Origin of the sequence: Streptomyces roseus, from assembly GCF_001044425.1 — a bacterium.
GTDB classification, from domain to species: domain Bacteria; phylum Actinomycetota; class Actinomycetes; order Streptomycetales; family Streptomycetaceae; genus Streptomyces; species Streptomyces roseus.
Genome location: NZ_LFML01000085.1, coordinates 37,537 through 52,005, shown reverse-complemented (window position 1 = coordinate 52,005; position 14,469 = coordinate 37,537). Strand labels below are relative to the sequence as shown.

The 14,469-nt window shown below is 74.2% G+C and carries 9 protein-coding genes and 1 riboswitch; of the genes, 5 read left to right on the top strand and 4 right to left on the bottom strand.

The window, feature by feature from the left end; genetic code table 11:
• Nucleotides 1–63 precede the first annotated feature (63 nt).
• From ACS04_RS21420 to ACS04_RS21410, 3 genes are read left to right on the top strand one after another with little or no spacing between them, the layout of a single operon-like run.
• Nucleotides 64–1,362, top strand: coding sequence for a bifunctional cobalt-precorrin-7 (C(5))-methyltransferase/cobalt-precorrin-6B (C(15))-methyltransferase (locus ACS04_RS21420; RefSeq protein ID WP_048478311.1), 1,299 nt, complete (start codon nucleotides 64–66; stop codon nucleotides 1,360–1,362).
• Nucleotides 1,359–2,108 carry a precorrin-4 C(11)-methyltransferase gene (gene cobM, locus ACS04_RS21415; protein WP_048478310.1) on the top strand — a complete coding sequence of 250 codons (750 nt, stop codon included), beginning with the start codon at nucleotides 1,359–1,361 and terminating at the stop codon, nucleotides 2,106–2,108. The genes ACS04_RS21420 and cobM overlap by 4 nt, the downstream gene beginning before the upstream one ends.
• Nucleotides 2,098–2,868: a cobalt-precorrin-6A reductase gene (locus ACS04_RS21410; RefSeq protein WP_048478309.1), complete on the top strand. Its 771-nt coding sequence runs from the start codon at nucleotides 2,098–2,100 to the stop codon at nucleotides 2,866–2,868. Before cobM ends, ACS04_RS21410 begins: the two co-directional genes overlap by 11 nt.
• A 163-nt stretch (nucleotides 2,869–3,031) precedes the next feature.
• On the opposite strand, the gene ACS04_RS21405 is transcribed toward ACS04_RS21410, so the two are convergent.
• Genes ACS04_RS21405 through cobG form a run of 3 tightly spaced genes read right to left on the bottom strand, consistent with a single transcriptional unit; the run spans nucleotide 3,032 to nucleotide 6,542 of the window.
• The gene (locus ACS04_RS21405; protein ID WP_048478308.1) at nucleotides 3,032–4,549 is read right to left on the bottom strand and encodes a precorrin-2 C(20)-methyltransferase; all 1,518 of its coding nucleotides are present in this window, start codon (nucleotides 4,547–4,549) and stop codon (nucleotides 3,032–3,034) included.
• Nucleotides 4,546–5,193 carry a precorrin-8X methylmutase gene (locus ACS04_RS21400; RefSeq protein WP_048478307.1) on the bottom strand — a complete coding sequence of 216 codons (648 nt, stop codon included), beginning with the start codon at nucleotides 5,191–5,193 and terminating at the stop codon, nucleotides 4,546–4,548. The genes ACS04_RS21405 and ACS04_RS21400 overlap by 4 nt, the downstream gene beginning before the upstream one ends.
• On the bottom strand, nucleotides 5,190–6,542 hold the full coding sequence (cobG, locus tag ACS04_RS21395) for a precorrin-3B synthase (RefSeq protein ID WP_048478400.1): 1,353 nt from the start codon (nucleotides 6,540–6,542) through the stop codon (nucleotides 5,190–5,192). Before cobG ends, ACS04_RS21400 begins: the two co-directional genes overlap by 4 nt.
• A gap of 178 nt (nucleotides 6,543–6,720) precedes the next feature.
• A riboswitch (cobalamin riboswitch) is annotated at nucleotides 6,721–6,798 on the top strand.
• Between the two features lie 53 nt (nucleotides 6,799–6,851).
• On the opposite strand from cobG, the gene cobN reads away from it, so the two are divergent.
• On the top strand, nucleotides 6,852–10,460 hold the full coding sequence (gene cobN / locus ACS04_RS21390) for a cobaltochelatase subunit CobN (RefSeq protein WP_048478306.1): 3,609 nt from the start codon (nucleotides 6,852–6,854) through the stop codon (nucleotides 10,458–10,460).
• 362 nt (nucleotides 10,461–10,822) lie between these two features.
• A complete protein-coding gene (locus ACS04_RS21385; protein WP_048478305.1) occupies nucleotides 10,823–13,054 on the top strand; it encodes a terpene synthase family protein in 2,232 nt (743 codons plus the stop codon).
• A 113-nt stretch (nucleotides 13,055–13,167) separates the two neighbouring features.
• On the opposite strand, the gene ACS04_RS21380 is transcribed toward ACS04_RS21385, so the two are convergent.
• Nucleotides 13,168–14,466 (bottom strand): YncE family protein, encoded by a 1,299-nt coding sequence (locus tag ACS04_RS21380; RefSeq protein WP_048478304.1) that lies wholly within the window; start codon nucleotides 14,464–14,466, stop codon nucleotides 13,168–13,170.
• Between the last annotated feature and the right edge of the window lie 3 nt (nucleotides 14,467–14,469).

Sequence of the window (14,469 nt, the reverse complement as noted above, 5' to 3'; positions counted from 1 at the left end):
CCGGGGCCAGTAGGCTGCGGGTCCGTCCGCCCGCTCCCCTTCTCGTTCCCGAGGTACCGCGCAGTGAGCTCCGCACCGCCGCTCCCCCTGCCCGTGTCGGTCGTCGGCCTCGGCGCCGACGGCTGGGCCGGGCTCACCGCCGCCGCGCGGTCCGCGCTGACCGGGGCCGAGGTGCTGATCGGCGGGCCGCGCCAGCTGGACCTGCTGCCGGCCGCCGACTGCGCCGGTGAGCGGGTCGCCTGGCCGAGCCCGCTGCGGCCCGCCGTCCCGAAGCTGATGGCGGAGCACGCGGGCCGCCGGATCGCCGTACTGGCCAGTGGTGACCCCATGTTCTACGGGATCGGGCGGGCCCTGGCCGAGGAGCTCGGGCCGGACCGCCTGCGGGTCCACCCGCACCCCTCCTCGGTCTCGTACGCCTGCGCCCGCCTGGGCTGGCCGGTGGAGGACACCGAGGTGGTGACGGTGGTCGGCCGCCCGGTGGCCCGGCTCGCGGCCGCGCTGTACGAGGGGCGGCGGGTGCTGGTGCTCAGCGCCGGAGCGGTGACCCCGGGCGAGATCGCCGCTCTGCTGCGGGAGCGGGGCTTCGGCCCGAGCCGGATGCGGGTGCTGGAACAGCTCGGCTCCGAGCGCGAGGACGCGTACGAGGGGCGGGCCGAGAGCTGGGACCACGCGCCGGGCGACCCCCTCAACGTGGTGGCCGTGGAGTGCCGCCGGGACCGCGACAGCGCCGTTCCGCGGCTCGGCGCGACCCCTGGCCTGCCCGACACCGCGTACGAGCACGACGGCCAGCTCACCAAGCGCCATGTCCGGGCCGCCACCCTGTGCGCCCTCGCCCCGGCACCCGGCGAGCTGCTGTGGGACATCGGCGGCGGCTCCGGCTCGATCGGCATCGAGTGGATGCGCACGCACCCCTCCTGCCGGGCGGTGGCCGTGGAGCGCGTCCCGGAGCGCGCGGCCCGCATCACCCGCAACGCGGCGGCGCTCGGCGTCCCGGGACTGCGGGTGGTCACCGGCGCCGCGCCCGGCGCCCTCGCCGGACTCCCGGCCCCCGACGCGGTGTTCATCGGCGGCGGGCTGACGGCTCCGGGCCTGCTGGACGCGGCCTGGGAGGCGCTGGCCCCCGGCGGCCGGCTCGTGGTCAACACCGTGACCCTGGAGTCGGAGGCGGTCCTCACCGAGCGCTACCGGCGCCACGGCGGCGACCTGGTCAAACTGGCCGTCGCGCACGCGGCGGCGGTCGGCGGTTTCACGGGCTGGCGGCAGGCGATGCCGGTCACCCAGTGGACCGTGACCAAGCCCTGGCCTCGGCCGGACGATCGCACAGCGCAGGACTTGAACGAGGAAGAGGACCAGACGACATGACCGTGTACTTCATCGGTGCGGGCCCCGGCGCCGCCGACCTGATCACGGTGCGCGGTGCCCGACGGCTCGCCGCCGCCCCGGTCTGCCTGTACGCGGGCAGCCTGGTCCCGCGCGAACTGCTGGCCGAGTGCCCGCCGGACGCCCGCCTGGTCGACACCTCGCAGCTGAACCTGGACGAGATCGTCGCCGAGTGCGTACGGGCCCATGCGGCGGGCCAGGACGTCGCGCGGCTGCACTCCGGCGACCCCTCCATCTTCAGCGCGGTCGCGGAGCAGATGCGGCGGCTCGACGCGGCCGGGATCCCGTACGAAGTGGTGCCCGGCGTCCCGGCGTTCGCCGCGGCGGCGGCCGCGCTGAAGCGGGAGCTGACGGTGCCCACCGTCGGCCAGACCGTGATCTTGACCCGGATCGCCCAGCAGGCCACGCCGATGCCGCCCGGCGAGGACCTTGCCACGCTCGGCCGCAGTGGGGCGCTGCTGGTGCTGCACCTGGCCACGCGCTACGCGGACCGGGTCGTCGCCGAACTGCTGCCGCACTACGGGGCCGAGTGCCCGGTGGCGGTGGTGGCGATGGCCAGCCGTCCCGACGAGCTGATCCTGCGCGGCACGCTGGCCGACATCGCCGCGCAGGTGAAGGAGGCGGGCCTGGTCCGCACGGCGGTCATCGTGGTCGGACGTACGCTCGGCGCCGAGCAGTTCCGCGACAGCCACCTGTACTCCCCCGAGCGCGACCGGCATGTCTGCTGAACCGGCCCCCCTCCCGGGGCGGCACGTCCTGATCCTGGGCGGCACCACGGAAGCGCGCCGCCTCGCGGAGGTCCTGGCCGGCGACCCGTCCTGTCAGGTGACCACCTCGCTCGCGGGCCGGGTCGCCTCGCCGGTGCTCCCGCCGGGCGACACGCGGATCGGCGGCTTCGGCGGCGCCACGGGCCTGGCCGCCTGGATCGTCGCCCACGAGGTCACCAGCGTCGTGGACGCCACCCATCCGTTCGCGGAGCGGATGAGCTTCCACGCCGCCGAGGCGCAGGCCCTGACGGGGGTGCCGCTGCTGGCGCTGCGACGCCCCGGCTGGACACCGCGGCCGGGCGACGACTGGACCTTCGCGGACTCGCTGGACGAGGCGGCCGCACGGCTGCCCGGCCTCGGCTCCCGCGCGTTCCTGACCACCGGCCGCATGGGCCTGCACACCTTCGCGCACCTCACCGACACCTGGTTCCTGGTGCGTTCGGTGGACCCGCCGGACGAGCCGGTCCCGCCAAGGCTCGAAGTCCTGCTCGACCGGGGCCCGTTCACGCTGGAGGGCGAGCGGGAGCTGATCGCGCGGCACCGGATCGACGTCCTGGTCACCAAGGACAGCGGCGGCAGCGCGACCGCCCCCAAACTGACCGCGGCCCGCGAGGCCGGGATCCCGGTCCTGGTGGTGCGCAGGCCCCGGATCCCTGAGGGCGTCGCGCAGGCGGAGGACACGGACGCGGCCCTGGAATGGCTCGGGGCGGCCCGGGCCTGAGCCGTCCGGCCGTCGGGGCTCCCGCCGGCGGGGCCGGTGCCGATTACCCCTGCTCGCGCCCCCACCCGCGCGGGCGACGAGCGGCCGGCGGCCCTCCTCCGGCCGTGCCGAGGGGGCCGCCCCCGGACGTGCCGTCACGCCCGGGACCGGCCCGCCAGGCCGGTCAGGCCTCCGGGTAGCGGCGCGGGGTCCACGTCACGCGGGAGCCGTCCGGCCGCTCGGTGACCTGGGTCTGCGAGGAGCCGATCAGCAGGATCGTGCGCATGTCCACCTCTGACGGCTCCAGTTCACCGAGCGTGAGGACGCGGACCGACTGCTCGGGGCCGCCGACGTCCCGCGCGACGACCACCGGGGTCCGCTCCGGACGCAGCTCCAGCAGCAGCTCCTTGGCCTGGGCCACCTGCCAGGTCCGGCTGCGCGAGCCCGGGTTGTACAGGGCGAGCACCAGGTCCGCCGCGGCGGCCGCGCGCAGCCGCTCCGCGATGACCTCCCAGGGCTTGAGCCGGTCGGACAAGGAGATGGTGGCGTAGTCGTGGCCGAGCGGGGCCCCGGCCGCGGCGGCGGCCGCGTTGGCGGCGGTCACCCCCGGCAGGACCCGTACGGGCACGTCCTTGTACTCCGGCTGCCCGGCCACCTCCAGGACGGCGGTGGCCATGGCGAAGACGCCCGGGTCCCCGCCGGAGACCACGGCCACGCGCTTCCCGCGCCGGGCGAGGTCGAGGGCGAACTCGGCGCGCTCCGACTCCACCTTGTTGTCGGAGCCGTGCCGGACCTGGCCGGGCTTCGCGGGGACGCGGTCCAGGTACGTGGTGTACCCGACGAGCACCTCGGCGTCGGCCAGCGCCCGCCGCGTCTCGGGGGTGAGCCAGAGCGGCCCGGCCGGTCCGGTGCCGACGACGGCGACCTCGCCGGGCCCGGACGGCACGCTGCCCGGGTTGCCGATGCGGCTGGGCACCACGGCGACGGCGAAGTACGGGACGGTGTCGGGGTCGGTGTCGGCGAGGACGCCGGTCCGCTCACCCTCCATGGTGGCGCGCTCCACGTACCGGGCCTCGGCGAGGCGGCCGCTGCCCTCCATGGCCCGGCGTACGGCGGGGAAGGTGCGGCCGAGCTTCATCACGACCGCGGAGTCGGTGGCGGCGAGGCGGGCGGTGAGCTCCTCCTCGGGCAGGGTGCCGGGCAGGATCGTCAGCACCTCCTCGCCCTCGACCAGCGGGGTGCCGAGGCGGGCGGCGGCGGCGCTCACCGAGGTCACGCCGGGGATCACCTCGGCCTCGTACCGGTCGGCGAGCCGCTTGTGCATGTGCATGTACGAGCCGTAGAAGAGCGGGTCGCCCTCGGCGAGCACGGCGACGGTCCGGCCGGCGTCCAGGTGCGCGGCGAGGCGGGCGGCGGAGGCCTCGTAGAACTCCTCCATCGCGCCGTGGTAGCCGCCGGGGTGGTCGGTGGTCTCGGTGGTGACCGGGTAGACCAGCGGCTCCTCGACGTGGTCGGCGCGCAGGTGCTTCGCGGCGATCGATCGGGCGATCGAGCGGCCGTGGCGGGCACTGTGGTACGCGATGACCTGCGCCTCGGCGATCACCTCGACGGCCCGCAGGGTCATCAGGGAGGGGTCGCCCGGGCCGAGCCCGACGCCGTACAGCTTTCCGGGGCGGGCCGCGTCGCCGGCTGCGCTGCTCATTCTTCCTCGCTCGCGATCGCGTTGACCGCGGCGGCCGCGATGGCGCTGCCGCCGCGCCGGCCGCGCACGATCAGGTGGTCGAGGCCGGAGGCGTGGGCGGCGAGCGCGTCCTTGGACTCGGCGGCGCCGATGAAGCCGACCGGGACGCCGATGACGGCGGCGGGGCGCGGGGCGCCCTCCTCGATCATCTCCAGCAGCCGGAACAGCGCGGTCGGCGCGTTGCCGACGGCCACCACGGAGCCCTCCAGGAGGCCGCGGTCCCGCCAGACTTCGAGGGCCGCGGCGCTGCGCGTCGTGCCCATCTTCGCCGCGAGTTCCGGCACGGCGGGGTCGGAGAGGGTGCAGATCACCTCGTTGTCGGCGGGCAGCCGCTTGCGGGTGACCCCGCTGGCGACCATCTGCACGTCGCAGAGGATCGGCGCGCCGGCGCGCAGCGCGGCCCGTGCGCGCAGGACGACCTCCGGGGTGTAGCCGAGGTCCTGGGGCAGGTCGGTCATTCCGCAGGCGTGGATCATGCGCACCGCGACCTGGGCGACGGAGGCGGGCAGCCCGGAGAGGTCCGCCTCGGCGCGGATCGTGGCAAAGGACTGGCGGTAGATCGCCGCGCCGTCCTTCTCGTACTCGAACACTGTGTACTCGCTCATTTCTTCGCTGCGTCGTGGGAGGTGGTGCGGCGTACGGCCGCGAGGGCGGCGGGAAGTTCACGGGCCGGGACGGCCCGGCGCGGGGCGTGTCCGGCCGCGGAGAGGTCGTACCCGTCGGCGGTGGCGACCAGGTCGGCCCAGGCGGTGCCCCGGGGGTGCCCGCACCGGCGTTCGCAGCCGGACCAGTGCACGGGCAGCGGGCGGGTCCCCTCGGGGTGCGCCTGCGTTTGAGCCTGGGCCTGGGCCTGGGCTACGACGGCACGCGCGTCGGCGCGCACGTCCGCGCGGGACTTCGCGCAACCGGGCCGCCCCGTACAGGCGGTGACGGACCGCCAGGGATCGTCGGGGGCGGTCACGAGGCCGGCTTCGGCGAGGGCGCGGAGCGCCTCCTCGGCGGCGCCGGCGGCCAGGCCGGGGACGACGATCCCGCGCCAGGGGGTCAGCCGGAGGCGGCCGGTGAGCCCGGCCAGCACGCGCCACTGCGCGGTGCCGAGGCGGCCCAGCGGCGCGAACACGCTGAGCGCGGCGGCCCCGTCGGGGCCTTCGACCACGCCGGGTTCGGGGGGCGCTCCGCGCCGGGGGGCCGCGGAGCCCCATACGACGGCCGCCGAGATCCCGGAGGCGCCCAGCCTGCGGCCCAACTCGCCCGGATCCATTGCGTGTTCCGCGGGCAGCTCGGCCACCCGCCAGGCCCGGGTACCGGCCTCGCGGGCGGCGTCCAGGAAGTACTCCGCGGCCACGAGCGCCGCCTTCGGCGCCTCGGCCGCACCGACGAGCAGCGCGTCCGCCGGGCCGGCGGTCCACAGCAGTGCCCGGTCCCCGCCCCCGTCCCGGACGGCGCTCAGGTTCACGTCGGCGTCGAGGGCGGTCACGTCCCCGCGGCCGTCGTCGAGGGCGAACAGGAAGCGCCCCGACAGCCCGGCCGCCGTCGTGCTCGCGCACAGCAGCCGGTCCAGCTCCGCCACCCAGGGGGCCACGTCGGGCAGACCGCGCCGGTCCAGGCCGGTCAGGGGCGATGCGACGATGTTGCGGACCCGCTCGTGGGTGGGGGCCGGCAGCAGCCCGCCGCGCACCAGCACGGCCTGGAGCTCACCGCCGCAGCTCGCGCCGAGCCCGCGCAACTGCGCGTTGCCGCGTGAGGTGAGGTCGATGTGCCCGTCGCCGAGGCGGTCCGCCGCGTCGGCCAGCGGCAGGGCCGCGGCCGCGTCGAGCATCCCGCCGGGGATCCGGATCCGGGCCAGGTACCCGTCGTCCGCCGCGTGCAGCCGCAGCGCGCCGGGGCAGGCGTCACCGCGGTCACGTATGACCGGTTCGTCCCGCACTGCGGCGGAAGGGGGCTGGGGCGGCATGGCGGCGAGCATACCCACGATTGCGCGAGCTCGACCTGTGTCCGTCACCACCCGCCCCCTGCGCCCCACCCTCCGCCCGACCTGCCCCGATCCGCTCCCCGTGCGCCGACCACCCCCACTCCCGGCCGGGAAGGACGCCACCTAATATGACCACCGGCGGAGCCACGTGGCCCGCCGGGAGGAAGCCCGGTGCGAATCCGGCGCGGTCCCGCCACTGTGAACCCGCGGAGCGATCCGCCGGGTGAGTCAGGAACTCCCGCTGTCCACACTGCCCGGGGCGCGGAAACCCCGAGGAAGGCATGCCGCCGCATGATCCTGCTGCTGTCGACGTCCGACACCGATCTGCTCAGCGCCCGCGCCGCGGACGGCCCCGTGCCGTACCGGTTCGCGAACCCCGCCCGCCTTCCCCTCGACGACCTGCCCGCCCTGCTCGACGGCGTCGACCTGGTCGTCGTACGGCTCCTGGGCGGGCTGCGCGCCTGGCAGGAGGGCCTCGACCTGCTCCTGGCGCCGGCCCAGACCCGCCCGGTGGTCGTCCTCACCGGCGAACAGGCCCCGGACGCCCAGCTGATGGAGGCCTCCACGGTCCCGATCGGCATCGCGGCGGAGGCGCACGGATACCTGGCGCACGGCGGCCCGGCCAACCTGGACCAGCTGGCCCGCTTCCTCTCCGACACCGTGCTGCTGACCGGCCACGGCTTCGAGCCGCCCGCCGCCGCGCCCACCTGGGGCCCGCTGGAGCGCACGCCGGTGCGCCCGCACGGGCCGCGCATCGCGGTGCTGTACTACCGCGCCCACCAGATGAGCGGCAACACCGCCTTCGTGCACGCCCTGTGCGACGCGATCGTGGAGAGCGGCGGCACGCCCGTACCCCTGTACGTGTCCTCCCTGCGCGCGCCGGAGCCGGAGCTGATCGCCGAGCTGGAGTCGGCGGACGCGATCGTGACCACGGTGCTCGCGGCCGGCGGCACCAAGCCCGCCACCGCCTCCGCCGGCGGCGACGACGAGTCCTGGGACGCGGGCGCGCTCGCCGGACTCGGCGTGCCGATCCTCCAGGCCCTGTGCCTGACCGGCTCGCGCAGCGCCTGGGAGGAGAACGACGAGGGCCTCTCCCCGCTCGACGCCGCCACGCAGGTCGCCGTCCCGGAGTTCGACGGCCGCCTGATCACCGTCCCGTTCTCCTTCAAGGAGCTCGACGAGGACGGGCTGCCGGCGTACGTGGCCGACCCCGAGCGCGCCGCCCGCGTCGCCGGGATCGCCGTCCGGCACGCCCGGCTGCGGCACATCGAGCGCCGCGACAAGAAGGTCGCGCTCGTCCTGTCCGCGTACCCGACCAAGCACTCCCGCATCGGCAACGCGGTCGGCCTCGACACCCCCGCCAGCGCCGTGGAGCTGCTGCGCACCCTCATCGCGGGCGGCTACGACTTCGGCCCCGTCGAGGACATCCCGGGACTGGTCTCGGGCGACGGCGACGAGCTGATCCGCGCCCTCATCGAGGCCGGCGGCCACGACCAGGACTGGCTGACCGAGGAGCAGCTGGCCCGCAACCCGGTCCGGATCCCGGCCGCCGACTACAAGCGGTGGTTCGCCCAGCTCCCCGCCGAGCTGCGCGAAAGCGTCGAGGAGCACTGGGGCGAGGCCCCGGGCAACATGTTCGTGGACCGCTCCGCGAACCCGGAGGGCGACATCGTCCTGGCGGCGCTGCGCCGCGGGAACCTGCTCATCCTGATCCAGCCGCCGCGCGGCTTCGGCGAGAACCCGATCGCGATCTACCACGACCCCGATCTGCCGCCCTCGCACCACTACCTGGCCGCTTACCGCTGGATCCAGGCGAGCGCGCAGGACGGCGGCTTCGGCGCCGACGCGATGATCCACCTGGGCAAGCACGGCAACCTGGAGTGGCTGCCGGGCAAGAACGCCGGCCTGTCGGCGGCCTGCGCGCCCGACGCCGCGCTGGGCGACCTGCCGCTGATCTACCCCTTCCTGGTCAACGACCCGGGCGAGGGCACCCAGGCCAAGCGCCGCGTGCACGCCACCCTGGTCGACCACCTCGTGCCGCCGATGGCGCGCGCGGAGTCGTACGGGGACATCGCGCGCCTGGAGCAGCACCTCGACGAGTACGCGCAGATCTCCGCGATGGACCCGGCGAAGCTGCCGGCGATCCGCGCGCAGATCTGGACGCTGATCCAGGCCGCGAAGCTGGACCACGACCTGGGGCTGGAGGAGCGCCCGGACGACGACGGCTTCGACGACTTCCTGTTGCACGTCGACGGCTGGCTGTGCGAGGTCAAGGACGCCCAGATCCGCGACGGACTGCACGTCCTGGGCGGCGCGCCGACCGGTGAGGCCCGGGTCAACCTGGTCCTCGCGATCCTGCGCGCCCGCCAGATCTGGGGCGGTACGACGGCCCTGCCCGGCCTGCGCGAGGCGCTCGGCCTGGACGAGTCCGCCGCCACCCGTACCACCGCCGACGAGGCGGAAGAGAGGGCCCGCGCGCTGGTGCAGGCGATGGAGGACGCGAACTGGGTGCCGGAGGCGGTGGCTTCGGTCGCGGCCGGGTACTCGGGCGACGTGGCGGCCGTACTGGACTTCGCGGCGCGGGAGGTCGTCCCGCGCCTGGCGGGCACGACGGACGAGATCGCGCACGTGGTGGCGGCCCTCGACGGCCGCTTCGTCCCGGCGGGCCCCTCGGGTTCCCCCCTGCGCGGCCTGGTGAACGTCCTTCCCACGGGCCGGAACTTCTACTCCGTCGACCCGAAGGCCGTTCCCTCCCGCCTCGCGTGGGAGACGGGCCAGGCCCTGGCCGACTCCCTGCTCACCCGCTACCGCACGGACAACGGCGCGTGGCCGGCCTCCGTCGGCTTGTCCCTGTGGGGCACGAGCGCGATGCGCACCTCCGGCGACGACGTCGCCGAGGCGCTCGCCCTGCTCGGCGTCCGCCCGGTCTGGGACGAGGCCTCGCGCCGCGTCACGGGCCTGGAGCCGATCCCGCTCGACGAGCTGGGCCGCCCCCGCATCGACGTGACCTTGCGCATCTCGGGCTTCTTCCGGGACGCGTTCCCGCACGTCATCGGCCTGCTGGACGACGCGGTACGGCTGGCGGCCGGCCTGGACGAGAGCGCCTCGGACAACTTCGTCCGGGCCCACGCCCAGGCGGACCTGGCCGTCCACGGTGACGAGCGCCGTGCGACGACCCGTATCTTCGGCTCGCGCCCGGGCACGTACGGCGCCGGCATCCTCCAGCTGATCGACTCCCGCGACTGGCGTACGGACGCCGACCTCGCGGAGGTCTACACGGTCTGGGGCGGCTACGCGTACGGCCGCGGGCTGGAGGGCCGGGCGGCGCGCGAGGAGATGGAGACCGCGTACAAGCGGATCACGGTGGCCGCGAAGAACACGGACACCCGCGAGCACGACATCGCCGACTCGGACGACTACTTCCAGTACCACGGCGGCATGGTGGCCACGGTCCGCGCGCTGCGGGGCACGGCGCCGGAGGCGTACATCGGCGACTCGACCCGCCCGGAGACGGTCAAGACGCGCACGCTCGTCGAGGAGACCTCCCGCGTCTTCCGCGCCCGCGTGGTGAACCCAAAGTGGATCGAGGCGATGCGCCGCCACGGCTACAAGGGCGCCTTCGAGCTGGCGGCGACGGTCGACTACCTCTTCGGCTACGACGCCACGACGGGCGTGGTGGCCGACTGGATGTACGACAAGCTCACGCAGACATACGTCCTGGACGAGACGAACCGCGCCTTCCTCCAGGAGGCCAACCCCTGGGCCCTGCACGGCATCGCGGAACGCCTGCTGGAGGCGGAGTCCCGCGGCATGTGGGAGAAGCCGGACCCCCAGATCCTCGAATCCCTCCGCCAGGTCTACCTGGACACGGAGGGCAACCTGGAGGCCGAGGCGGAGTAGCCCGCTCCGGCACCCCGCACAACGGCGCTCGGCTCACTTCCCGTGAGCCGAGCGCCGTTTTCCACCTCAGGTGCGGGATGTGTCGGGTCGGGTGAGCGCGAAGAAGTTCGGGCAGCGAGTACTTCTTCAGGACCGCGGGCGAAAGTCGAGGACCCACCCCTCGGCCGGTGACCGCCTGCGCGCGGCGGGAGGCCGGCCCGTAGCCGTCGGCGGGTGCGGGTGGTGCAAAACGGCGGGGCTGTCACCTGAAGCGGTGAACTCTTCCTTGTACGGGCGGCGGATCGGGTAGGGCCCTGCTGATCTCGTGCGGGGGGCCGCAGGCAAGGGAGCCCCCTGCCCTCGGACGAAAGGTCCAGCCCGCCGTGACGCAGCCGTTTCACCTGCCGGATTTCTACGTGCCGTATCCGGCGCGCCTGAACCCCCACCTGGAGGCCGCGCGGGCGCACACCAAGCGGTGGGCCCGCGGCTTCGGGATGCTGGAGGGGTCGGGCGTGTGGGACGAGCGGGACCTCGACGCGCACGACTACGCGCTGCTGTGCTCGTACACCCACCCCGACTGCGGCGCCGACGCCCTGAACCTGGTCACCGACTGGTACGTGTGGGTCTTCTTCTTCGACGACCACTTCCTGGAGGTCTACAAGCGCACCCAGGACCGCGCGGGCGCCAAGAAGTACCTCGACGGGCTGGCGGCCTTCATGCCGATGGACCTCGCCGACGGGTTCCCCGAGCCGGCGAACCCCGTGGAGGCGGGCCTGAGGGACCTGTGGTCACGGACCGTGCCCGCGATGTCGATGGACTGGAGGGAACGGTTCTCCGAGTCGACGAGGAACCTCCTCAACGAGTCGATGTGGGAGCTGCACAACATCAACATCGGCCGGGTGGCCAACCCGCTCGAATACATCGAGATGCGCCGCAAGGTAGGCGGCGCCCCCTGGTCCGCCGGGCTGGTCGAGTACGTGTCCGCCGAGGTCCCGGCCCGGGTCGCGCACGCGCGCCCGCTCCAAGTGCTCCGCGACGCCTTCTCCGACGCGGTGCACATCCGCAACGACCTCTTCTCCTACCAGCGCGAGGTGGAGCAGGAGGGCGAACTCTCCAACGCCGTCCTGGTCCTGGAGACCTTCCTGGACTGCACCACCCAGGAGGCCGCCGAGCTCTCGAACGACCTGCTGACCTCAAGGCTCCAGCAGTTCGAGCACACGGCGCTCGCCGAGGTCCCCGCCCTCGCCGCGCAGCACGGGCTGGACCCCGCCGAGACGGCGTCCGTCCTCGCGTACGCGAAGGGGCTTCAGGACTGGCAGTCCGGCGGCCACGAATGGCACATGGTCTCCAGCCGGTACATGAACGAGGAGGCCAAGGGGGCGGCCGCGGCCCCGCTCACCCTGCCGTTCCTGCCCACCGGGCCGGGCACCGCCGCCCTCGACCTGCGCTCGCTGTTCACCCCGCGCGCCATGGAGCTGCGCCGGCGCAGCTTCACGCACGTGCCGTTCCGGAAGGTGGGGCCGTCGCTGCTGCCCGACTTCCACATGCCGTTCCCGCTCACGCTCAGCCCCCACCTGGACCTGGCCCGCCGCGAACTGGTGCTCTGGTCGCGGGAGATGGGCCTGCTGGAGCCGCAGCCCGGCGATCCGGGCTCCGACATCTGGGACGAGGACAAGCTCGTCGGCATGGACTTCGCCCTGTGCTCGGCGGGCATCGACCCCGACGCCACCGCCGAGGCGCTGTGCCTGAGCGCGCAGTGGCTGACCTGGGGGACGTACGCGGACGACTACTACCCCAAGGTGTTCGCCGGCTCGAAGTCCCCGGGGGCCGCCCGGGCGGCGACCGACCGGCTGATCTCCATGATCCCGGTCGACCCGGCCGAGGCCCCGGAGCCCGCCACCGCCATGGAGCGCGGCCTGAAGGACCTGTGGGCGCGGACCGTCCACGGGATGGGCCCCGCCGTGCGGGCGGAGTTCCGCGGGCACGTCGTCGGGATGCTGGACAGCTGGGTCTGGGAGATCGGCAACGCCGTCCTGAACCGGATCCCGGACCCGGTGGACTACGCCGAGATGCGGCGTTTCACCTTCGGCTCGTACATGACGATGTTCCTCGCCCGCCTCGGCCACGAGGGCGACGGCGTGCCGCCCGAGGTCCACCGGGACGGGGTGATGCGCTCGCTGGAGAGCGCGGCGGCGGACGTCGGGTGCATCACCAACGACCTCTTCTCGTACCAGAAGGAGATCGAGGTGGAGGGCGAGGTCCACAACCACGTCCTGGTCACCCAGAACTTCTTCGACATCGACTACCCGCGGGCGTTCGCGATCGTCGCCGACCTGATGGTGCAGCGCACCAAGGAGTTCGAGCATATCCGCGACCACCAACTGCCGCTGCTGTACGAGGACTACGGGCTCGACGCGCGGGCGCGAGCCTCGCTCGACGCGTACGTGCGGGAGTTGGAGGACTGGATGGCCGCCGTCCTCAACTGGCACCGGAGCGTGTGCCGTTACCGGGACGAGGACCTTCACCCGAAGGCCCCCGGCCGGACTCCGGGGGCGCCGCTCGGCCGGAGTTCCTCGTTCGGCATGGCGGCCGCCCGGATCTCGCTGCCCGCCTGATCCCGCCCGGCCCGGCGGCGGGGACGGTCCGCTCGCCCGCCCCCGCCGCCGCCCGGCACCGCCGCTCCGGCCCGCTCGCCGCGCCGCCTCCGCACGTCTGGGAACGCGCCCCGCTACCGCGGGCCCGTCCAGCCCGTGGGGACGTGGCCGATCCGGACGCGCTGGGGGTGGTCGCCGACGGGGACGGACACCCGCTTGGCGCCGGTCGCGAAGTCGATCGCGGTGACCTGGTCCGCGCCGCTCTCGGAGATCACGCAGGCCGTGCCGTCACCGTCGACGGTGGCCCAGTACGGCTTGTTCGCGGGCACCAGCGGCCCTTCGGTGAGGGAGGCGCGGTCCACGACGGTGGCGTAGTCGTCCATGGTGCCCGCGACGCAGAGCTTGCTCCCGTCCGGGCTCATCGACATGCCGTGGTGGCGCGAGTCGTTCACCCAGGTGGTGCGGTCCGCGTTGGTGGCGGGGTTGCGGGGAAGCTCCTTGACGCGGGTGATCCGGTCGGCGGCCACGTCGTACTCGACGACCCCGTTGAAGAAGGACACCTGGAAGTAGAGCTTCGACTCGTCGGGACTGAAGGACATCGGGCGGACGGCGTCGGAGAGGTCCGGGCGGCCGAAGGCGTCGAGCCGCTCACGCATGTCGATCACCCGGACCGTGCGGAAGGTCTGCGCGTCGACGACGGTGATCTTCCGGTCGCCCTTCGTCCAGTCCAGCCACGGCGCGTCGAGGGCGGAGGTCACGTCCCCGATGGAGCTGTTCCACAGGAAGCGGCCGTCGCGGCTGAAGGTGTTCTCGTGCGGCTTGTCACCGGTCGAGAAGGAGCCGACTTGGCGCCCGGTGGCGATGTCGAGGACGTGCACGGTGTTGGCGGTGGAGGCGGAGACCGCGACCCGGGTGCCGTCCGGCGAGACCGCCATGTGGTCGGAGCGGAAGCCGGCGACGGGGAAGCGCCAGTTGATCCGGCCCGTACGCACGTCGATCGAGACGACGTCGGCGAAGCTGGGCCGGGAGGCGACCACGGCGGAGCCGTCGGCGGTGGTGTACATGTCGTCCACGAACTGGTCGTGGCCCTCGCCCGCCCCGCTGCGGATGCCGAGGAAGAAGGCGAGCTTGACCGGGTTGAGGTAGATCTCCCGGAGCCGCTCCTCCTTGTCGGGGATCATGTTGATCCGGCCCACCTTGGCGAGATCGCCGGTGGAGGCGAGCACATCGGCGGTGCCCTCCCAGTTGTTGCCGACGAACAGCACCTCCCGGACGCCCGCACCGGCGGCGGGGCCGGCAGCCGGGGCGGCCGCCGACGCCGAGGCCGGCCCGCCCGCCAGCGAGGCCGCGACCAGCGCGCAGCCTGCGAGGAGCGTACGGACGGGGGTGCGGGTGGTGCGTGCCGTACGGGCGGTGCGTGCGGTCCGGGACATCCG

Bases quoted from the DNA above. Each gene is read 5' to 3' on its own strand.
- cobM (WP_048478310.1), top strand. From the start codon at position 1,359: ATGACCGTGTACTTCATCGGTGCGGGCCCCGGCGCCGCCGACCTGATC.
- ACS04_RS21410 (WP_048478309.1), top strand. From the start codon at position 2,098: ATGTCTGCTGAACCGGCCCCCCTCCCGGGGCGGCACGTCCTGATCCTG.
- ACS04_RS21405 (WP_048478308.1), bottom strand. From the start codon at position 4,549: ATGAGCAGCGCAGCCGGCGACGCGGCCCGCCCCGGAAAGCTGTACGGC.
- ACS04_RS21400 (WP_048478307.1), bottom strand. From the start codon at position 5,193: ATGAGCGAGTACACAGTGTTCGAGTACGAGAAGGACGGCGCGGCGATC.
- cobG (WP_048478400.1), bottom strand. From the start codon at position 6,542: ATGCCGCCCCAGCCCCCTTCCGCCGCAGTGCGGGACGAACCGGTCATA.
- cobN (WP_048478306.1), top strand. From the start codon at position 6,852: ATGATCCTGCTGCTGTCGACGTCCGACACCGATCTGCTCAGCGCCCGC.
- ACS04_RS21380 (WP_048478304.1), bottom strand. From the start codon at position 14,466: ATGTCCCGGACCGCACGCACCGCCCGTACGGCACGCACCACCCGCACC.